The organism is Acinetobacter sp. CIP 102637 (assembly GCF_000368425.1).
Classification (GTDB): Bacteria; Pseudomonadota; Gammaproteobacteria; order Pseudomonadales; family Moraxellaceae; genus Acinetobacter; species Acinetobacter parvus.
Window position 1 is genome coordinate 707,413 of sequence record NZ_KB849435.1, and the last position, 21,863, is coordinate 729,275.

The window sequence follows — 21,863 nt, forward strand, 5'->3', positions numbered from 1 at the left end:
TAAGGTCATTATGGATGCCATTATTATTGAGGGACTAAAGGTCGATACCGTAATCGGTTGTTTCAACTGGGAGCGTCAGATCATCCAACCTTTAATGCTGGATTTAACCATTCATAATGACCTGACTCAGGCTGCATGTTCAGATGAGTTGGACGATACACTCAACTACGCCCAAATCTGTGAGCTTGCGGCACAAGTGATTCAGCAAGCCAAACCCAAACTCATTGAGCACGCTGCTCAACTTGTATTGAACTGTCTATTTTCTACATTTCCATCAATTGAATCGATCAGCATTACCATTCGTAAACCCGCCATTATTGCCCAAGCCAATGCAGTAGGAATTCGCCTTGAACGCAACAGAAACGATTTTTGCGCTCGCACTGGCCAGTAATGTTCAGCAGCAGCAAAATTTCACTTTTGCCTATGCTCAACTTGCAGAACTGGGGCATGTGGAATTTTCACCGATTTACCAGATTCCATGTCGGGATGGAATTGGGGCAGATTACTGGAATTCAGCCTGCCTATTACGAAGCACTTTATCGGTTGATGACATTATCGAGACTTTAAAACGATTAGAGACACAGTCGGGACGTGTTCGCCCATCGCATCATATTAGTCTGGATATTGATGTGATTGCATGGGGCGCAAACTTAACAAATATGCAATTCAATCCAAAAAAGTTACCATTGGCCCTGGATGTCAAAATTCCACTCTATGATTTATGGCAGCAAGCTGATTTAATTTATGATCAACAGATTCATTACCCTGTCATTACAATGTAATGTTTTGCTGTAAATAAATTGATAATAATAGGAATAGTTGTATGAAAATTATTTTACCATTTTCTATTTTGACGTTTTTGCTTTCTGGTTGTGCCGCCATGAGCGTTGAACAATGTAAAACTGCAAACTGGTTAAATGTCGGCGAAAAAGATGGTGCGGCTGGGCGCGAATCACGTTTGGACCAGTATTATTCCTCTTGTCAAAAAGCCAATATTATTCCAAATCAAAGCCTATATGAAAAAGGTTATCAGAAAGGTTTGAGCTATTATTGCCGACCTGAAACCATTTTCAATGAGGCATTAGAGGGGCGTGGTGATTTTCGGGTTTGTCCTTTGGAAAAGCGTGAGTCTCTACGAAGGTATTATCAGGTTGCCAATAATTATTATCAGGCGAATTCAGAATTTAACCGTTCACAAAGTGATTTAAACTACTATCTCAAAGAATTGGAACGTAAAGATTTATCGGTAAAAGATCGGGATGATTACAAAAAACGGCTTTATGATTTACGCTTAAACAGTAGTGCTGTGCAATCTCGTTATCAGAATGCGGTTAGGAATCTGGAACGATTTAAGGCAGAGCATGGATTACGTTAAGCGTTGATATAAGCGGGAGTCATTCGATATGACTCCCTTAATTTCTTAAAGATAATAACTGGTTTTTGTCATCAATTTTGAAATTGCAGTCATGGTGATTTTGACTGGCACGGGTAAGTCCACGCCGCCAGCCTGTAAGGCGGTATCACGATGATGCAGCTCATCTTCATTCATTTGCTCTAATATTTTGCGTGAACGTTCATCATGTTCGGGCAGTTGTTGCAAATGTTGCTGTAAATGCTGGCTGACTTGACGTTCCGTTTCAGCGACAAAGCCGAGACTGTATTTGTCCCCAGCAATGCCTGCAATGGCACCCATACCATAGGAGAGACCGTACCAGATTGGATTGAGTACACTGGTGTGGCTGTCTAGTTCTTTCAAACGATCTTCACACCATGCCAAATGATCCTGTTCCTCAATCGCCGCTTGCTGCATTTCCTGACGTACATGGGGGAGTTTTGCTGTCAGTGCCTGACCATGATAAAGCGCCTGAGCACAAACTTCACCACTATGATTGACACGCATTAAACCTGCGACATGACGGGCATCACTGACACATAACTGTGATGGTTCATCGGTAGCAGGGTTTGTACGTTGGGAGCTTGTCGCACCTGGAACCAAACTACGCAGTGCCTGGTCAAATGAGTTGATCAGTTTATCGAGACCTGTGTAATGACGCATAGATTAATCCTCTAAAGTATTCGACGTATCTGCCAGCAAGGGTTTAAGTCGTTTTAATAACCAGAATGAAAAAATCGCACTTAAAATGGCGGTGATGATAAACAAGATTTTAATATCAATTTTTAAAATGCTTAAGATTAAAATTGAGAAAATTGCAGAGGACACCATGAACACCGCATTTAAAATATTATTCGCCGCCACCACACGGGCACGATGGGAACGTGGTGAATAGGCTTGCATCATGGCATAGAGTGGGACGATATAAAACCCGCCGCTAATTCCCAGTAAGGTTACGGCAAGCATGACATGGTAATACACCATGCCACCTGTAAACATATCTTTTAATGAAAGCAGTTCGCCTGTGCGTTCAGGCACAAAAGCAAGGCTTGCAGCCAGATAAACCGCAAATAAGGTTAAGCCAATCGCGCCATAAGGCACCATCTTAATATTAATTTCACGCCCACCAATCTTTCGGCATAGTAGTGAACCTACACCAATGCCGATGGAGAAAAAGGTAAGTAATAAGCTAACCACATTTTCTGAAGCGTGGAGATTTTGTTGGCTAAGCTGGGGAATCTGGGTGAGATAAGTTGCCCCATAAAACCAGTACCATGAATTGCCAAGCAGAATCGTAAAAATCAAAGGGATGCCTTTGACATATTTCAAGGTTTGGAAGCTGGTACGAAAAAAGTTCCAGTCAATTTTAAGGTCAGGCTCGGCCACTTTTTGCGGCAGAATAAAACGGCTGGATAAATAGCCTAAGCAGGCAATAGTTACCACTGTGATGCTAATCCACAGCAAATTACCCTCAGATGAGGCAATCACCGCACCGCCCAGAATCATACCCACCAAAATGGCGATAGATGTACCCGACTGGAACAATGCATTTCCCGACATCAATTCCTGTGGTTTAAGGATTTCAGGCAGAATGGCGTACTTGATTGGCCCAAAACAGGTGGAATGTGTTCCCATCAGGAATAAGGCAAATAACAGTAGCCATAAATTACCCAGTAAGAAACCTGCGCTCCCAATCAGCATAATCACGATCTCAAGAATCTTGATAAAGCGGATTAGTTGAGAACGCTCGTATTTATCGGCAATCTGTCCTGCGGTGGCGGAGAAGAGAAAGTAGGGCAATATAAACAGTAAAGCGGCTAAATTGTTGAGTGTGCTGATGGGTGCAGACTGTTGTTGAATCCAGCCATAGGTAATCACCAGAAGGAGCGCCTGCTTATAAACATTGTCGTTGAGCGCACCAAAAAATTGAGTGAAAAACATCGGTGCAAACCGACGAGATGTCATTAAGCGGTCATCTTGTTTCATCATTTGTTCACTTCATTGTGTTTTATAAAAAAATGTGACGAACTGTAAAAATGCACTAAAATGCATGTATGATATTTTTTAATGTTTGATTGGATGAAAATCAAAGATTTGAATAAATTTTTATCCACAAAAAACGACACATTAAAAAATAAGTTTAGAGTTCTACATGCCATCTCAAGCAAAGTTTAAACCGTCTGCACTGAGTCATTCTATGCATTTAATTTTTAAAATGCAGGGCTTTCCTAAACTTATTTGTGGTGGGTTTCTGATTAGTTCTTGTATATCAGTTGCTTGTGCACAGGAAAAAATCACGGAGCTGGCTAAAAATGAAGCGCTGGAATCCTCAACTACACAGCTTGAGGCAAAAACAGTTGCTGAAACCATATCACCTCAACCGCAACTGGACAGTGAACCCCAAACCGTTTCGGTACCACAACAAGACAGTTTGGCTGCGTTAAAACAGCAGGAACAGGCCGCAAACCAGATTGAAGAATTAAAACCGATCCAAATGGAAGACAATCTGGAAGATTTGCCCAGCATGACGATTGATCAGGGCATGGCAGATGAAATTTTCCGTGTAGCTGAAGAGGCGAAAAAAGAAGCCCAGAATTCCCGTGACAATGCGGCAAAAACGCCTGCTGTGCTGGTCAATGATGTTTCACAAACTGAGCTCACGGAAGTCACCAAGGCCCCTGTCAACATTGACAAACTGATGCAGGACATCCAGACCGACAGTAAAATTGTGGTTGAGGCCAATGAAGCAGGACGAACCCTGCCTGAGTTCCAGCCCCAGCCTGAATCATCACAGGAAAAAGTCGGATTTTTTAGAAAGATATGGAATCGGTTCCATCCTGAAAACCTGCTTAATGCCGAAAAAACTCCACGTATCACTGCTGATGTGACGGGTGCACCTCCCGTACTTGCCACCAATATCAAGGCCAAACTATCCAGCTTTACTCAAGAGGCTTTTGAAGACTTCAATCTGGCTTTACCCCAGTTAAGGGCCTTAACCAATCAAGCTGCACAGGCGGTTGGTTATTATAATGCGGTATATAAATTTGAACGGTTGAGTGACAGCAGGGTCAGAGTGATTGTCACACCCAATGAGCCTATCCTGATTAAAGAGCAAAATATTGAATTTTCGGGGGCTGGTGAAAGATTACCTCAACTACAAGTGATTCGTTTAATTCCAGAACAGGATGAGGGTGATATCTTTAATCATGGCAAATACGAAGAAACCAAAACAAAAATTGTCAGTGCAGCCAATGATAACGGTTTCTTTGATGCCTACTGGCGTTTGCATGATGTCAAGATTACGCAGCCTGATAAAACAGCAGAGATCAACCTGAAATATGAGACGGGTGAGCGTTATAAGCTGAAAAAAGTCGAATACCGTATGAGTGACCCAAGCAAGCCACTGCCGCTTACCCAAAAAGTGCTTGATAGTTTGGCACCGTGGAAAGAGGGTAATGACTACGCATTTTGGCGTGTCAATGTCTTAGCAAATAACCTGACCAATACCCGTTATTTCAATTACACCCTTGTTGACACCATCAAGCCAGACCCGATTCAACCTCCTTTGGAATTGGCGCCTGACTTACAGGCATTGGTAGACCAGCAGAAACTTCAGCAGTCACAGTTGATGAATAGTCAGCAAAAGGCTGATCTGGCACGTCAGAAAGTTACCTCTGCACAGGAAGTCACACAAAATGTGGTCGATGAGACCGTATTCTCTGGTGGCGAGTCTGCACAGGCCTATTCAGTTGCCCGCACAGCACCACGTTCACATGACCATGATGATGAAGATGAGGAACGCCACAAGCTTGAAGAGCAAACCCGAATCGAGAAAAAAATTCCAATCGTGGTGACATTGAATGCCGATAAATTAAATAGTCTGGAAACGGGTGTCGGTTATGGAACTGATACAGGTGCGCGTATTCGTAGCCAGTATCGTCGTGCCATTGTCAATAAATATGGACATTCTTTTGATGCCAACATTGAATTGTCGCAGATTCGTCAGTCCATTGATGGACGCTATAGTATTCCCTACAAGCATCCTCTTAATGACTATTTCAACCTTGTCGGTGGTTATGAACGTGAAGAGCGCAATGACATTGGCCCAGATATTAATTTATTGGTTGAGTCTGCTGTTTTAGGTGGTGAACGTGTTATTAAAAATCCTTTGGGTGATTGGCAACACATCATTGGTTTACGTTACCGTTTAGATCGCCTAACCAAAAAAGGCGATATTGATGTCAATGAACTTCCTGACGCGTTTAAGGTTTCAGGAATCGACTCCGAACAGGAATCCTTGCTGCTCAGTTATGAAGCGTCAAAAACCAATGCCAATTCACCTTTAAACCCAACCAAAGGCTTTAAACAGATTTACAAGGTTGAGTTGGGTACAGAATCATTATTGACAGATGCCAACATGGCCATCCTGACGGGAGGCTGGCGTTTTATCTATTCAATGGGTGAAAATGACAACCACCAGTTTGTGGGGCGTGGCGACACCAGCTATATCTTTACCGACAACTTCAACAAGGTTCCTTATAATTTACGTTTCTTCACAGGTGGGGATCAGTCGTTACGCGGTTTTGACTACAAGAGCCTATCACCAGAAGAAGGTGGCTATAAAATTGGTGGACAGGCCTTGGCCGTGGGATCACTTGAGTATAACTATCAATTTAAAGATGGCTGGCGTGCAGCGATATTTTCTGATTTTGGTAATGCCTATGATAAGCAGTTTAGCAATCCAACCGAGTACAGTATTGGTTTGGGCATACGCTGGAGATCACCGATTGGGCCGATTCGCCTAGATGTTGCTTCAGGTATCTCGAATGACAACAACCCAATCCGACTGCATTTCTTTATTGGTCCACAGCTTTAATAACTTTTTAAAAAACCTTTAAAAGGTCAAACAATTCAGGTTGATTATGACGGAAGCACAACAGCAGTTACCTCCAACAAGACCAAGACGGCAACGGCGCATTCTTCGAAGCATTGCGCTGATTGTGCTGATCATTCTTTTATTGCTGGTCAGCTCGTTAATGGTGATGATGTCTACGGACAAGGGAAGCCTTTTCCTACTGGATCGTGTGCTGCAAAGCCAGAAAGTCATTAAATATGAATATGAGGGTGGCAACCTGCTTTCAGGGATCATCCTGAAAAATGTATTGCTGCAAGTCAAGGCTGTGGATGTGTCGCTGGATCGGGTCGATGTGTCTTTAGGCTGGCGTGCCCTGTTAGACAAGGAACTGCACTTAAGCCATGCCGATGTACGTAACTTAAGGATTGTGAATAAAAAACCGCCATCAGGTAAACCATTTTCCTTTGATGCGATTAAATTGCCTTTTGTATTAAGGGTAGATGAGGCAACTATAGACCATCTTCAAATCAAGACCAGCACCTCGAAGATCGACTTTAGTGATATTTATTTAAAGAATGCCTTATGGTCGGGAACAAAGCTTAAGTTCGAAGACTCCCGCATGGATATGGGTTATCTGGCGCTCCAGCATGCAACAGGTGAAATGGATTTTATCGGTAAATACCCATTGAATCTCAAAACTGACCTGATAATTCCCTCATTAAAAAGTCTGGATATCCAGATTATCAAGGTTGTCGCCAGAGGAACACTTGATACCTTAAAGGCAGGAGTTGCAACCCGTACCCCTGATCTACTCACAGGTTGGGTTGTGGTTCATCCTGTACGTGACCGTGTACCAATGAACGGCGAATTGTTCTTTAAAAATTATCATTTACCCTTGCTAAAAGAACAGAAATTATTTGCAAAAGATGGCGTGGCGCGGTTTAACGGTGACATTCAAAAGTTACTTCTGACACTGGATACCGACCTGAAAGGTGAACAGATTCCTGAGGGGAAATATAATGCCCTGATGGATACTGACTTGAAAAACCAGCTCAATATCAATGATTTTAATGGTCAGTTGATGGGTGGTAGGGTTGGTCTTAAGGGTGTGGTGAATTGGCATAATCATGTGTCATGGGATGTTAAGGGGCGTTTGGAAAAATTAAACCCGAAAGATAAAACTTTGCCGCAAGTGGCTCAGGATTTCTTGCCGCCCAATCTGGACGCAAACCTAAGTTCATCAGGTTCAATGGAAAAAGGGCTGTCCTTAAAAGCCAATCTTGATTTCGATAAATACGAAAGCTGGGCCATCAAGCTCAATCAGGCTGAGGCAAAAGATCACAAAGCTCAACCAATGATGTTAAATATTGCATGGCAAGGAATTGATCGGGCTGTGCCTTATATTGGCTGGTTGAGTAGTGCCGAAGGGTATACTGATGTTACGCTGAAAGAGGGACAACAGGATATCTATGTGTCAACCAAGGTGCGTCCGCATGAGAAAACACTGTTACCAACAGGACAGTATAATGCACGCTTTGATGTAAAAGGTGATCTTTTAGATGTGGAACGTTTCCATTATCAGGCTGAAAAAGGCAGCCTAACAGGTCAGGCCAAGGTGAAACTGCCAAATGAAAAGCAGCAGCTTGCATGGCAGGCACAGCTACAGGCACAAAATTTTAATCCGCAGACAGTGGTTGCAACAGCACCTGTTAATCTACTTAACGGTCAGATTAAAGCGACTGGTTTTGCCAAACCCAACCAGCAGATCATTCAATTTGACCAGATTGATCTCAAGGGACAACTGGCCCAGGCAGGTAAAACTGAAACGGTTGCCTTAAAAGGAAAAAGTACAGCGGCTCTTATCTTCCATGATCAAAAAGCGGGTGGCGGCTTTAAAAGTTTTGCCGTGAATTATGATGGCTCACTCAATGCCTTAAATCAGGGCAATGGCTTATTAAAAATCAATATTGCGGGTACACCTGAATACATTAAGATCAATCAGCTAAAACATGATGGTGTAGCGGGTAAAGTCTATGCCACTGGCGCAGTCAATCTTAAAGATAAATTGGGTTGGGATCTGGATGCCTCACTGGTACGTTTTAAACCCCAATATTTCGTTTCCAGTGTTAAGGGTGAAGTGTCTGGTCACGTAAAAACACAGGGTGTCTGGTCTGAACAGCTAAAACGTATTGATATCCGTCAACTGAATGCCGCTGGTTTTATTAATAATAAGCCAATCAGGGGACGCGGCAACCTGACGCTCTTGCTGGATTCCAACCAGAAAGGCTTTTTGCCACAACAGTTTGAAGCCAATGATTTATATTTTTCCTATGCACAAAATCAGTTACAGGCAACGGGTAATGCCCAAAGCCTGAAAATCAAGCTCAATGCACCTGCACTCTATGAACTATATCCAGGTCTGAAAGGCCGTGCCTATGGCAGCCTGAATGTGCAGTCCCAGCCACGCTTAAAGGCAATCGCAAATATTGCCGTGGATAATTTTGCATTCAAGGATGTGGCAAGTGTTAGATCGTTGCGTATTCAGGGTGAATTGCCAACATCAGAAACCACCCCAACGTTATTGGCTGCAAAAATTGACCATTTACGCAGTGGCAATCGTGAAATCGAGAATGCTATGGTCAATCTGGCTGGAACACGTAAGGCGCATGTATTAAAAGTTGAAAGCAAAAATCGACAATCAAATTTCTATCTACAGCTTGTAGGCGGCTTTAACTCAAACAATGAATGGCTGGGGCAACTGCAAAAAGGAAACTTTGCTTCGCCACGTATTAATCTTGTGCAAAATCAAAATGCGGCGATTGTGTATTCAACCCGATTATCCGAACTGTACGTTGGGCAGCATTGCTGGCAGAGTGCACACAGCCAGTTATGTCTGGATCAGCCTGCACGTATTAGTCAGGCCAAGGGTAATGTCTCTGTCATTACCAAAAATATCGACTTAAATGACTTTACTGCTTTTATGCCAGAAGGATTGGTGGTTACGGGTCAGTTGAATGGTTATGCCAAGGCCTCATGGGTTCAGGGTAACCGTCCAAAAATTGATGCCAGCCTAGTGACACGCAAGGGTGAGATTGGCTTGGCTGCGGATGATCCACAATACCCAGCCACCACCATGAATTATGATGAATTAAGCTTGATTGCCAAAAGTGTCAGCGATGGATTGTTGTTCCGTGTAGACATGAAAACCCCAGATATTGGAACGGGTTATGCGCATGTGATTGTCAATCCTTTTCAGGATAATATGCCAATGCGTGGCGAAGTAGCTTTTGATGATGTTCAGTTAAAAGTTTTTAAACCATTTATCAAGGATGTCCGTTCAATGGCGGGCACGCTTGCACTTGCTGGTAAAGTGAATGGGACTTTAACTCAACCTCAATTCACAGGTGAAATGCGTCTGAAAAATGGTGCCATCAGCATGATTTCATTGCCTGTCAATCTCACCAATATCCAGTTGTATTCCTCAATCCGTCAGGATTCAGCCAGTATTAATGGTGCGTTCAACAGTGGGCAAGGGGTTGGGCGATTAAAAGGTAGCTTCAATTGGAAAGAAGATCCTCATCTCGCGCTTAGTTTGAAAGGTGATAATCTTTTAATTCGCCAAGCGCCGATGATTACCGCAATCGTGCAACCTGATTTAAATTTGGATGTTTACCCATTTAAACAACAATTGAGTTTAAGAGGAACGATTGATGTACCACGTGCTCGTATTTCAATGCCAGAAACCACCGCAACTGTGATTAACGTTTCGCCTGATGTCCGTGTTGTTCAGCAAGGACAGGACTTGTTAGCAACATTAAAGTCAGCAAAACCGTGGGACATTCGTGCTGATATGACCCTGACGTTAGGCAATCAGGTTGTTTTCCAGGGCTTTGGAAGTAATATTCCACTCGTTGGACGTTTGCATCTATCCCAGCGTGGTCTCGAAACCGCAATGCGTGCCAATGGTGCGATTGGGGTGAGCCAGAAAGTGAAAATTGAAGCCTATGGTCAAAGTCTGGACTTGAACCGAGCCATTGCCCGTTTTAATGGACCATTGGCCAACCCAACACTGGATATTGATGCCAATAAACCTGTGCAAGGCAGTATGGTTGGGGTACGGGTAACAGGTACGGCAACTGTACCGAATGTTCAGGTCTATAATGATGCTGGCTTGTCAGAACAAGAGGCCCTCAATGCCTTGCTTACGGGACGTATCAATGAGGGTGGCAGTGGTTTAAGCAATACTGAAGGCTTTAAGTCAGACGTGAACAATACCATTGCAGCCGCTGGTATCAGTATGGGTCTGGGGGGTACACGGGCTTTAACCAACCAGATTGGTCGAACCTTTGGTCTGAGTGGTCTGGCATTGGACGCACAGGGTACAGGAGATGATACTCAAGTCAGCCTGACAGGGTATATCACACCAGATTTATTTATCCGCTATGGCATAGGTGTGTTTACTCCTGTGAATAAACTCACCTTACGTTATCAAATGAACCGCCGTTTATATCTGGAAGCGAGTCAGTCTTTGGAACGCGCGATAGATATTTTCTATAACTGGCGTTTTTAGTATGTAAAAATAAAAACCTGTTTTACAATGATAAAACAGGTTTTTTTAATGACATTTATTTTAAATAAGGAAATATGCTAAAATTAAAATAAGTTATTGAAAATAAAATATTTATGATATTTTTGGGAGGAAAGGGATGAAATCTGTCACTTTTAGTCAGATTTTGGCAATCATCAGCCTTGGGGTGATTGGCTGTACATTTCAAACAAATGCTAAAGAATACTATAAGTGGGTGGACGCACGTGGTGTAACAACATATTCAGCAACACCACCTCCAACTCAGAAACAGGAACCTCAACTCGACCCTGCAAAGAGAAATCCCAACACCGCTACAACCCAGACCGTAACTCATCCAACAACACCTCCGCCAGTAGCAAACAAAGAAGCAAAAACAACTGTAGCGGCGACCAGTGCAAATGCGGTTAAGACCACCACCGCTTCTGCAACAAATTCAGCTAAGCCAGCTGCTGGTGCGACCACTGCCAGTCCATCTACAGCGGCTGCTGTAGCAGCCCTGATCGCTGTAAAAAACTGTAATGGTGTCAGATGCTGGGATTCAAAAGGTAGGTATTATAATCTGGTTGCAGGTAATACCTATCTTTCTGCAACAGGCAGTAAATGTCAAAAGAATGGCAATAATATGCAGTGCAGCAAATGATTTGTATGTTTCTATTGCGGACAGGATGGTTTTAAATACTTCCTTTTGCAAAATAAATCAGTTTCAGTATGATGTGTGGATCAAATTAGTCGCAGTATGATGATGAATAAAGTTTTGTTGATTGCAATAGGTTTGGTTTTGGTCGGTTGTAGCAAAAAAGAGCCACTTACACCTGAACAACAATGGCATGGCTATTGTGTAAGTGTCGGGAATGCTGCGCGTTCGATTACGCTGGATCGTCAAAATGGGATTGAGCAAAAACAGGCAACAGAGCATGCGGGTAAAATTGAGGATAAAACCACGCGTAAGTTTATTTTCGGTATCATTGAAAAAGTCTACGCAATCCCAGCCGAAGAACTCAAGGCTGAACCAGATGCATTACGTGAAAAACTGAAGCAACAATTTACTGAACAATGTTTGGCAACTCCACATGAAAAGCTGCCGAACTATAAACTATTTTAATGTATTAACCGAAAAGACAACACCCTTGTCTTTTTTTGTGAAACTAAATGAGTGTTTTACTGGACTTTGGCTTTATACCAAAGCGGTATTTCAAACTGATGGGCATTTCGCTATAAAATAATGGTCATCACGTAGAAATACAGTTGTTGCATTAACTTTTAACTCGAAGTCTAGTAAAATTTTGCTGTCCATATTGCTTGTAAAGCTTACAGAAAGCTGGAACTTACAGGTAATTTTTTAAAAAAGAGGAATAACACCGTGCTAGAAGCTTACCGCCAACACGTTGAAGAACGTGCCGCACTCGGAGTCCCACCGAAGCCACTTGATGATGCTCAAACTGCTGCATTAGTTGAATTATTAAAAAATCCACCAGCAGGCGAAGAAGCTTACTTGGTTGATTTGCTTGAAAACCGTGTACCTGCAGGTGTTGACCAAGCGGCATACGTTAAAGCTGCTTTCTTAGCTGCTGTAGCAAAAGGTGAAACAACCTCTCCACTCGTTTCTAAAGAGCGTGCTGTTTACTTATTAGGTACGATGCTTGGTGGTTATAACGTTGCTCCTTTAGTTGAACTTCTAGACAATGCTGAGCTTGCTGAATTAGCTGCAGAAGCATTGAAAAAGACACTTCTTGTATTTGATGCATTCCATGACGTAGCAGATAAAGCAAAAGCAGGTAATGCTGCCGCTAAAGCTGTTTTACAATCATGGGCTGAAGCTGAATGGTTCACTAGCCGTAAGGATGTTCCAGAAGAAATCAAAATCACTGTGTTTAAAGTAACAGGTGAGACCAATACTGATGACTTGTCTCCAGCTCAAGACGCTTGGAGCCGTCCAGATATCCCATTACACGCAAATGCAATGTTGAAAAACGAGCGTGACGGTATCAACCCTGAAAAACCAGGTGAAGTTGGTCCATTAAGCCAAATCAAAGAATTGATCGCGAAAGGCAATCAAGTTGCTTACGTGGGTGACGTTGTTGGTACGGGTTCAAGCCGTAAATCTGCAACTAACTCTGTACTTTGGTTCTTCGGTAACGAACTTCCACACATTCCAAATAAAAAAGATGGTGGTGTGTGCTTAGGTTCTAAGATCGCTCCAATTTTCTTCAATACAATGGAAGATGCAGGTGCATTACCTGTTGAAATCGACGTTGCTAACATGAACATGGGCGACGAAGTTGTATTGAAAATTGATCATGCTGCTGCAAAAGTTACTGCATTCAAAGACGGTGCACAAATTGCAGAAGCTGAGCTTAAAACGCCTGTACTATTAGACGAAGTACGTGCTGGTGGTCGTATTAACTTGATCATTGGCCGTGGTTTAACAGCTAAAGCGCGTGAAGAATTAGGTCTTGAGCCTTCTACTTTATTCCGTACTCCAGTACAACCTGCTGACACTGGTAAAGGCTTTACACAAGCTCAGAAGATGGTAGGTCGCGCATGTGGTCTTCCTGAAGGTCAAGGTGTTCGTCCAGGTACTTACTGCGAACCTAAGATGACGACTGTTGGTTCTCAAGATACAACTGGTCCTATGACGCGTGACGAGTTAAAAGACTTGGCGTGCTTGGGCTTCTCAGCTGACTTGGTAATGCAGTCTTTCTGTCACACTGCTGCGTATCCAAAACCAGTTGACGTAACAACTCACCATACATTACCAGACTTCATCATGAACCGTGGCGGTGTATCTTTACGTCCAGGTGATGGTATTATCCACTCTTGGTTAAACCGTATGTTACTTCCAGATACAGTTGGTACTGGTGGTGACTCACATACTCGTTTCCCAATCGGTATTTCATTCCCAGCGGGTTCTGGTCTGGTTGCGTTCGCAGCTGCAACTGGTGTTATGCCACTTGACATGCCTGAGTCTGTACTTGTTAAGTTCAAAGGTAAAATGCAGCCTGGTATTACTTTACGTGACCTTGTACATGCGATTCCTTACTATGCGATCAAAGCTGGTGACTTAACTGTAGAGAAGAAAGGTAAGAAAAACATCTTCTCTGGTCGTATCTTGGAAATCGACTTATCAGAAATGGAAAATGACTTGACTGTTGAGCAAGCATTTGAACTTTCTGACGCATCTGCTGAACGTTCTGCTGCTGGCTGTTCAATCACGCTTTCTGAAGAGAAAGTTGCTGAATACCTACGTTCTAACATCACTATGTTGAAGTGGATGATCGCAGAAGGTTATGGCGATGCTCGTACAATAGCGCGCCGTGCTGAAAACATGCAGAAGTGGTTAGATAACCCAAGCCTGTTAAAAGCTGATGCTGATGCAGAATACTTAAAAGTTTACGAAATCGATCTTGCTGACATCAAAGAACCAATTCTTTGCTGCCCGAACGATCCAGATGACGCTAAACTTCTTTCTGACGTTCAAGGCGACAAAATTGATGAAGTATTCATCGGTTCTTGTATGACAAACATCGGTCACTTCCGTGCTGCAGGTAAATTGCTTGAGCAAGTACCAGGTGGTTCTTTATCAACTCGTCTTTGGATTGCGCCACCAACGCGTATGGATGAGCATCAGTTGATGGAAGAAGGCTTCTATAACATCTATGGTAAATCAGGCGCACGTACTGAAATGCCAGGCTGTTCACTCTGTATGGGTAACCAAGCACGCGTAGCACCGAACACGACTTGTGTATCGACTTCTACGCGTAACTTCCCGAACCGTTTAGGTCAAGGTGCAAACGTTTACTTGGCTTCTGCTGAGCTTGCGTCTGTAGCTGCGGTACTTGGTAAATTACCAAGCCCTGAAGAATATCAACAGTACGCGTCACAAATTGACAGCGCTGCTGCTGACATCTACAAATACTTGAACTTCGACAAGATGAGCGAATATACAAAAGAAGCTGATCAAGTTGATACCAAGAAAATTCAAGCTGCTCAATTGACTTAATGAGCTAGGGTTAAGAAAAGCCGAAAGGCTTTTCCCTAGCGCAAGCAAATCTATGATTTGTTTAAGCCAAAAGCTAAAAATAAGGGCTGAGTAATCAGCCCTTATTAATATAGAAAATTAAATTTATAATTTTAGATCATAAGGAAAAACTATGCTAACAAGTAATTCTGCCTTGTTTTCTCTTCCTGCTAATTTGGATAAAAAGTTACTATTTACTTTAGATGGTATGCGAGCTGCCATACAAATTATTGACTTTAGTTATAAGCGTTTATGTAAGGGATTGTACGAACTAACATTCTATAAAAACGAATCTATAAAAAATGACACATTTACACCATTACTCTTAGACGCTTGGGTATTTATTGATGCTATAGATAGATTTAGATGTTTGTGGATAATATTAACTAGAACAATGAATATAAATGAAGAGTTTTCTGAATCTAAAGTAAAAGAGAAATTACAATTAGTACGTGAAATTAGAAACGTACTGGCACATGTGGCTCAGAAAGTTGACAGACTAGCATCTCTTAATTCGTCGGTAAGTGGCGAGTTAAGTTGGGTTGTAATTCATAATGAGAGTCCATTAACTGTAAAAACTTATTTTATACGATCTGGGGTGTTTCTTAAAAAATTAAATTTTCAATTTGCCTTACCTGTGGGAAACATACATTTTAATGAGCATAAAATAGGGCTTATTGAATTTAAAGCGGAAGAAAATGTAGTAGATTTAGTAAGTGTATATTCATATACCAATTCAATTGTGAAATATTTGGAATATTTTCTAACAGATATTATTCAGAAAATGAATTTTCAGGATGTATGTTCATCAGAGGTTTTTGGTTCGGCTGAGTTAGATACTAAGAGTTGGGATCGCTGAATTTTTATTGTTTAAAAAATTTCAATATTAACTTCTAGTTATAGAAGTTAATATTATTCAAAATCACCAATAACCCAATAATTTCCACCAAAGTCCGCCAATCACAACAAAGATAACGATATTGACGACACTCATGACAAAGTTCTCTTTCCACCATGCACTAAGAATGGTTTAGTATGATACAAATCACTTATCAAATGCCTGAGCAACATGATACATTTTAACCTGATTTATATAACGATAAATATGGTATGGCTCAATTTTCATGGCAACGCCTAAGACGGTTTGTTTATAACAATCTGCATGATGATGACTATAAAAGTAAGGTGAGTACCTGTGTCAACTACTTACTGATTTCCCTAATCATTGCCAATGTTGCAGCCGTGTTACTGGAGTCAGTGGATGACTTGTATAAGCTATATCAGCCTTATTTCAATATTTTTGAAAATCTCTCAATCCTTATTTTTAGCGGTGAATATTTATTAAGGCTATGGAGCATCGTTGAAAAAAATCCACAGGAATCAGCATGGAAGCAGCGGTTTCGCTGGATGAAAAGTGGCGGGGCGATTATTGACCTCATGGCGATTTTACCTGCGTACTTAAATTTCTTTGTCCATCTTGATTTGCGTTTCCTGCGGGTTTTACGACTATTCCGATTACTCAAACTTACCCGTTATTTTTTGTCATTACAGATACTTTTACGTGTCATCCAGCGAGAAAAAGGTTCATTTCAGGCGGTTATTTTCATTTTGGTCATTATGATTGTGATGACGGCATCCGCAATTTACGTGGTGGAAAATAAAGCCCAGCCTGAAGCATTTAGCTCAATTCCAAAAGCAATGTGGTGGGCGGTTGTTACATTGACAACAGTGGGCTATGGTGATGTAACGCCTGTAACCAATTTAGGGCGTATCCTGGGTGCATTCATTACAATTCTGGGTGTCGGTATTGCAGCTTTGCCCGCAGGTATTTTAGCTTCAGGCCTTGCCAATGAATTAAACCAGCGTAATCAAAGCCTGGAACAGGAGTTTCGTGAAGCCTTGCAAGCCAAAGGGCTGGACTTGTTGCATGACCAAGTTGAAATTGAACGAATTCGGAAAAAAGTGGGTTTACCAAAAGAGCAGACCCATGAAATTATCATCCAACTGGTCAGGGAGAAGTTACTTGAGAGTCAGGAACAGGAGAAAAAGAAATATCATTACTGTCCGCATTGTGGTGAAAAATTATCCGAATAAACCGCAAGTTTAATGAAAAACAGCGTTAGAGATCAATTTTAAGAATCGAGTCGTGTTAAGAAAAAATGATAAAATCTAGAGGAGTTGATATGAGTCAAAAACTGATGTTGTGTTGTGCAGCATTTATTCTTATGTTGATTTTAATCATTTCAGGTATTCATCCATTTGACCGTGGTACATGGGTGATGGAAGTTGTTCCTGTTGTCATCGTTTTACCCATCTTATTTGCAACTTATTCAAGATTTCCATTAACTAATCTCTTGTATAGCCTAATTTTTTTGCATGCAATTGTATTAATCCTTGGTGGAGCATATACCTATGCACGTGTACCTTTAGGTTTTGAGATTGCTCAATGGTTGGGTTTAGATCGAAATCCTTATGACAAGATTGGACATTTTATGCAGGGCTTTGTCCCTGCGATTGCTGCACGGGAAATCCTGCTTAGAAAACAGATTTTGATCAAAGGAAAAATGCTCACTTTTATTGTGATCTGTATTGTATTGGCGATTAGTGCGAGCTATGAGCTGATTGAATGGGCTGCTGCTTTAGTAATGGGGCAAGGGGCGGAGGAGTTTTTAGGAACTCAGGGATATGAATGGGATACCCAGTCTGATATGTTCTTTGCCTTAATTGGAGTAATAACTGCCTTGCTATTGCTGTCCAAATGGCATGACCGACAAATTGCAAAGCTGATGAATTGATCTTAATCAATGAATAAATCTGCCGTTAAGACACGGCAGATTGATTTTTTTGAGTGTATTTAGCATAAGCCAGTGCAATTAATAAAATTGCTAGTCCCCCTAAACTTAGTACAAACCCAACCCAGATCGGTGCTAACCAACCCATATTATGGCTAAGTACCCATCCTCCAAGAAATGTACCTAAGGCATTGGCTAAATTAAATGCAGAATGATTTAATGATGCCGCTAATGTTTGTGCATCGTCTGCGATGTCCATTAAATGTGTTTGTAATGCACCACCTAACCCAATCACAGTGAAACCAATCATAAATAAGGCTGTAATCGCAGTATAGAGATTAGACATCATAAAACTTGCAAGTACAAAGGCGAGTGCAGAACTCACCAAAATTCCAATCATCGTTTTAAATAGGCTTTTATCTGCCAGCCAACCAGAAACGAGACCTCCAATCACCATACCAACGCCCCAAATGGCTAGCGCAATCGGGACTATACGAATATCTGCATGGGTATACTCAGTTAAAATTGGAGATACATAACTGTAAACAGAGAACATGCCGCCAAAACCGATTGCACCAACAGCCAGCGTTAACCATATATTGATGTTTTTTAGGCCTGCCAATGCTGCTTTAATACTGGCTGTCTTTTGAAGTGGAATATTGGGCGCGAAAAGGCTGACACCGATTAAAGTAATAAAGGCAAGGACGGCAGAAAACTCAAAACCAGATTTCCAACCAAATTGCTGACCAAGCCAAGTTGCAATAGGAACACCAATCACATTGGCAAGGGTGAGTCCCATCATTACTTGTGCAATCGCAGTTGCTCTACGTTGTTTTCCTGCCAATTCGGCTGCAACTAATGCTGCTACACCAAAATAAGCACCGTGAGGAAAAGGATAAGCTTATGGATGCAATCGGCACAAAAGATTTTTTAGCGATCACAGGATACACCCACGCCATTTTAGAGATGGATGAATGGATCAGAGATAAACCTTATTTTTATCTGATTAAAGATCATTATTTAGTGGATGAGGCAATTCGTGTCGAGTACATTATCATTCAATAGACGCTGTTTTGCTTCAAATAATAGACATAATAATTTTGATTTATTTGTTATCTTTACATTTTTGCAAGAATATAAACTTATGAAAAAATTTTTATTTTTAGGTTTAATCCTGACTTCACTTACAGCGTGTTCATCTACTCCAAATAAAGAACTCACTCCACCAAAAATTGGTATGGTAAATCCAGCAAGCAAGTTTTGTGTAGAGCAGGGTGGCCAGTTAGAGATCAGAAATGAAGTCAATGGTCAGGTTGGCTATTGTAAGTTGGCCAATGGTCAGATTGTTGAAGAATGGGAATTCTTCCGTGCTAATCAACCGAAATGCTTGGCGGATGAAGCACGAAAATTGATTGGCCAGTCAGGTTTAAGTGAAGAACAAATCAAGCAAAAAACCAAATCTGAGATTGTTCGTAGTGTTGGGCCAAACCAACCAGTCACAATGGATTATCGGGAAAATCGTGTGACGGTGACCATTGATCCACAAAATAAAAAAATCAGCAATGCAAACTGTGGTTGATCTTTAGAGAAAGCCTAAGCTCTCAATTAGTGATGATTTAATTGGGAGCTTTTTTATGCAGCTCACACTAACAGCACTTGATAAATTGAAAAAAGTACCCATCAACTTATTTATTGAATTCATTTTATGTATTGTGTCAGCCTAATTGACCAGTTTTTTGCACAAGTTTTTAATTTTGAGATTTGACATGACTCTACTTCTTATCGTGGTATTTGGCACAATTGCTGAAGTTTTAGTATGGATTGGCGTGGGCGACCTCGTTGGAAGTATGTGGTATGTCTTTTTCTGGTTCATCATTGCATTTTTCATTGGTCTGAACCTTGTTCGCTCAAGCACCTCCAACATTATGCCGCAATTACAGCAAATGCAGATGACTGGACAGCTTGGGAGTGATCCAGCAGTAACCAAGAAGCTGGCAATTGCGATGTCTGGTTTTCTGCTAATGTTACCAGGTTTGATTTCCGATGTACTGGCTGTATTGGTACTTATCCCAGCCGTTCAAACTGCTTTCCGCAACGCGCTCATGAAAACGATGGCCAAGCGTCAACAAGCCCTGATGGACCAAATGATGGGTGGAATGGGTAGCGGTGCGGCTGGTGGACAGAATCCATTTGCTGATCTTATGCGTCAAATGCAGGAGATGCAAAATCAGCAAGGTGGCGGGCAATATCGTGATTCAACTGTGATTGACGGGGAAGCGCGTGAAGTGAAACCTGAGCAAAAGAAAATTGAATTTAAAGATGTGAATTAATTAGCGTTGATTTTAATAAAGGCACACTTTCAAACAGTGTGCTTTTTTATGCCTCATTTTTAGATGGGCTGTCCTTTTTTTGCTCTGGCTGGGTATGTTGGTCTGTTTCTTTTAAACCAGCACGATATTGGTTTGGAACCAGTGTCGTTAATTCATTTTCAGATTGTTTGTATTTACGAGTGCGGTTTGCACGTTCGCGAAATCCACCCTTGTTGATCAATTGAGTCATAACCATGTATCCGAAATGATTGAAATTATATTTTAGCAAATGCTGTGCAAGATCAAAATAATATAGTTCCCAATGTAAATTTTAGGACATAGGTGAGGAGAGCATAAAAAAGCTCGCGATGAGCGAGCTTTTAAAATGAGGTAAGACGTTACAGTCCACTTGCATCTTTTAACACATCAACCTTATCGGTTTTTTCCCATGTAAATGCGGTGTCTGAACCCTCACGACCAAAGTGACCATAAGCAGCAGTTTGCTTATACATTGGCTGAATCAGGTTTAACATACGGGTAATACCGTATGGACGTAGGTCGAAGTGTTCACGAACAAGCTGGATAATCAACTCATCTGACACTTTGCCTGTATTGAATGTATTGATTGAAATGGAGGTTGGCTCTGCAACACCGATTGCATAACTCACCTGAATTTCACATTTGTCAGCAAGACCTGCAGCAACAATATTTTTCGCAACATAACGACCTGCATAGGCTGCAGAACGGTCAACTTTTGATGGATCTTTACCAGAGAAAGCACCGCCACCATGACGTGCCATACCGCCATAAGTATCGACAATAATCTTACGACCAGTTAGACCACAGTCACCTACAGGACCACCAATCACAAACATACCTGTTGGATTGATATGGAATTTTGTACCTGCATGGAACATTTCAGCAGGAATAATCGGTTTTACGATTTCTTCAATCACAGCTTCTTTTAAGTTAGCTTGACTAATTTCAGGATCGTGCTGAGTTGATAATACAACTGCATCTAAACGAACTGGCATACCATTTTCATAAGCAAAGGTAACTTGGCTTTTTGCATCTGGACGTAACCAAGGTAAAGCACCTGAACGGCGTAATTCTGCTTGACGCTCCATTAAACGGTGCGCATAAGAAATTGGGGCAGGCATGAGTACATCAGTTTCACGACTTGCATAACCGAACATTAAGCCTTGGTCGCCAGCACCTTGATCTTCAGGTTTTTGACGGTCAACACCTTGAGCAATCTCTGGAGATTGTTTACCAATCATATTGATCACGGCACAAGTTGATCCGTCGAAACCTAAATCAGAGTGATGATAGCCAATACCATTTACGGTTTGACGCACAATTGCTTCAAAGTCGACATTTGCTGTCGTTGTAATTTCACCAGCAAGAACAACCGCACCTGTTTTTACTAATGTTTCACAAGCGACACGCGCATACGGGTCTTCTTTTAGGATTGCATCTAAAATAGCATCACTAATTTGGTCAGCCATTTTGTCTGGATGACCTTCGCTTACAGATTCTGAAGTAAAAACAGCATACTCGCGCATGAACGTCCTATCATGGTTATTTTCAAAAAGACAGAGTATGTTACATCGACTTGGCGGATAGGACTAGCATAAGCTGACTAAAATGCATGAATTTATTTCATTTTCATTGTGTTTTTATTGATATGCGTATCAGTAAAACTAATATTAATGCTTTAATTAATAAAGTTTTCCTGAATTGTAAATTTTCATATTGGAATGAATGTATTTTAGTGGTTGTTTAGATGGTGAGCATTTATATAAAGAATTGTATTTGAATGATCAAAATATAAGAAATATCGTGTATTGCACTTTACCCCATCTTGTTTTTTTAAGACAATAGTCGCAGTTTTTGAAAGATGATTTC

General features: G+C 41.5%; 18 protein-coding genes and 2 pseudogenes. 14 read left to right on the forward strand and 6 right to left on the reverse strand.

The window, feature by feature from the left end; all coding sequences use genetic code 11:
• Positions 1-10 precede the first annotated feature (10 nt).
• Genes folB through F967_RS06425 form a run of 3 tightly spaced genes read left to right on the forward strand, consistent with a single transcriptional unit; the run spans position 11 to position 1,375 of the window.
• Positions 11-391 (forward strand): dihydroneopterin aldolase, encoded by a 381-nt coding sequence (gene folB / locus F967_RS06415; protein ID WP_004677684.1) that lies wholly within the window; start codon positions 11-13, stop codon positions 389-391.
• Positions 348-782, forward strand: a complete 435-nt coding sequence (locus F967_RS06420) for a 2-amino-4-hydroxy-6-hydroxymethyldihydropteridine diphosphokinase (RefSeq protein ID WP_004680856.1) — start codon at positions 348-350, stop codon at positions 780-782. Before folB ends, F967_RS06420 begins: the two co-directional genes overlap by 44 nt.
• A 41-nt stretch (positions 783-823) precedes the next feature.
• Positions 824-1,375, forward strand: coding sequence for a DUF2799 domain-containing protein (locus F967_RS06425; RefSeq protein WP_004680855.1), 552 nt, complete (start codon positions 824-826; stop codon positions 1,373-1,375).
• 45 nt (positions 1,376-1,420) lie between these two features.
• Here F967_RS06425 and coq7 read toward each other — a convergent pair whose 3' ends face one another.
• Both coq7 and F967_RS06435 read right to left on the reverse strand, forming a co-directional pair.
• On the reverse strand, positions 1,421-2,056 hold the full coding sequence (gene coq7, locus F967_RS06430; protein WP_004677677.1) for a 2-polyprenyl-3-methyl-6-methoxy-1,4-benzoquinone monooxygenase: 636 nt from the start codon (positions 2,054-2,056) through the stop codon (positions 1,421-1,423).
• 3 nt (positions 2,057-2,059) lie between these two features.
• Complete coding sequence (locus F967_RS06435) at positions 2,060-3,382, reverse strand: MFS transporter (protein ID WP_004758157.1); 1,323 nt, start codon at positions 3,380-3,382, stop codon at positions 2,060-2,062.
• 163 nt (positions 3,383-3,545) lie between these two features.
• On the opposite strand from F967_RS06435, the gene F967_RS06440 reads away from it, so the two are divergent.
• From F967_RS06440 to F967_RS06465, 6 genes are all read left to right on the forward strand, one after another.
• Positions 3,546-6,269 carry an autotransporter assembly complex protein TamA gene (locus tag F967_RS06440; protein WP_004680853.1) on the forward strand — a complete coding sequence of 908 codons (2,724 nt, stop codon included), beginning with the start codon at positions 3,546-3,548 and terminating at the stop codon, positions 6,267-6,269.
• A 46-nt stretch (positions 6,270-6,315) separates the two neighbouring features.
• Entirely contained in the window at positions 6,316-10,818 is a 4,503-nt protein-coding gene (locus tag F967_RS06445) for a translocation/assembly module TamB domain-containing protein (protein WP_004798924.1), read from the forward strand.
• Positions 10,819-10,954: 136 nt separating this feature from the next.
• Entirely contained in the window at positions 10,955-11,476 is a 522-nt protein-coding gene (locus F967_RS06450) for a DUF4124 domain-containing protein (protein ID WP_004759982.1), read from the forward strand.
• A 99-nt stretch (positions 11,477-11,575) separates the two neighbouring features.
• The gene (locus F967_RS06455) at positions 11,576-11,938 is read left to right on the forward strand and encodes a hypothetical protein (RefSeq protein ID WP_004798925.1); all 363 of its coding nucleotides are present in this window, start codon (positions 11,576-11,578) and stop codon (positions 11,936-11,938) included.
• Between the two features lie 258 nt (positions 11,939-12,196).
• Positions 12,197-14,836 carry a bifunctional aconitate hydratase 2/2-methylisocitrate dehydratase gene (locus tag F967_RS06460; protein WP_004769277.1) on the forward strand — a complete coding sequence of 880 codons (2,640 nt, stop codon included), beginning with the start codon at positions 12,197-12,199 and terminating at the stop codon, positions 14,834-14,836.
• A gap of 151 nt (positions 14,837-14,987) precedes the next feature.
• On the forward strand, positions 14,988-15,713 hold the full coding sequence (locus F967_RS06465; protein WP_004798928.1) for a hypothetical protein: 726 nt from the start codon (positions 14,988-14,990) through the stop codon (positions 15,711-15,713).
• 63 nt (positions 15,714-15,776) lie between these two features.
• Here the strand turns inward: F967_RS06465 and F967_RS14155 are convergent.
• A pseudogene (locus tag F967_RS14155) lies at positions 15,777-15,884 on the reverse strand (2-oxoglutarate/malate translocator); the annotation flags it as partial.
• An 80-nt stretch (positions 15,885-15,964) separates the two neighbouring features.
• On the opposite strand from F967_RS14155, the gene F967_RS06470 reads away from it, so the two are divergent.
• Positions 15,965-16,948 (forward strand): ion transporter, encoded by a 984-nt coding sequence (locus F967_RS06470; protein WP_004798930.1) that lies wholly within the window; start codon positions 15,965-15,967, stop codon positions 16,946-16,948.
• Between the two features lie 89 nt (positions 16,949-17,037).
• Entirely contained in the window at positions 17,038-17,649 is a 612-nt protein-coding gene (locus F967_RS06475; RefSeq protein ID WP_004677657.1) for a DUF2238 domain-containing protein, read from the forward strand.
• A 25-nt stretch (positions 17,650-17,674) separates the two neighbouring features.
• Here F967_RS06475 and F967_RS06480 read toward each other — a convergent pair.
• Positions 17,675-18,538, reverse strand: a pseudogene (locus tag F967_RS06480) (MFS transporter); the annotation flags it as partial.
• Positions 18,539-18,549: 11 nt separating this feature from the next.
• Between F967_RS06480 and F967_RS14330 the strand changes: the two are divergent.
• The 3 genes from F967_RS14330 (at position 18,550) to F967_RS06490 (ending at position 19,976) form a co-directional block, all read left to right on the forward strand.
• A complete protein-coding gene (locus tag F967_RS14330) occupies positions 18,550-18,711 on the forward strand; it encodes a hypothetical protein (RefSeq protein ID WP_004758147.1) in 162 nt (53 codons plus the stop codon).
• Positions 18,712-18,790: 79 nt separating this feature from the next.
• Positions 18,791-19,225: an I78 family peptidase inhibitor gene (locus tag F967_RS06485; protein WP_004758146.1), complete on the forward strand. Its 435-nt coding sequence runs from the start codon at positions 18,791-18,793 to the stop codon at positions 19,223-19,225.
• A 187-nt stretch (positions 19,226-19,412) separates the two neighbouring features.
• Positions 19,413-19,976: an FxsA family protein gene (locus tag F967_RS06490; RefSeq protein WP_004677647.1), complete on the forward strand. Its 564-nt coding sequence runs from the start codon at positions 19,413-19,415 to the stop codon at positions 19,974-19,976.
• Between the two features lie 46 nt (positions 19,977-20,022).
• Here the strand turns inward: F967_RS06490 and F967_RS06495 are convergent, their stop codons facing one another.
• Together F967_RS06495 and metK are read right to left on the reverse strand one after the other, a co-directional pair.
• On the reverse strand, positions 20,023-20,205 hold the full coding sequence (locus F967_RS06495; RefSeq protein ID WP_004677645.1) for a hypothetical protein: 183 nt from the start codon (positions 20,203-20,205) through the stop codon (positions 20,023-20,025).
• A gap of 148 nt (positions 20,206-20,353) precedes the next feature.
• Entirely contained in the window at positions 20,354-21,520 is a 1,167-nt protein-coding gene (metK, locus tag F967_RS06500; RefSeq protein WP_004677643.1) for a methionine adenosyltransferase, read from the reverse strand.
• Between the last annotated feature and the right edge of the window lie 343 nt (positions 21,521-21,863).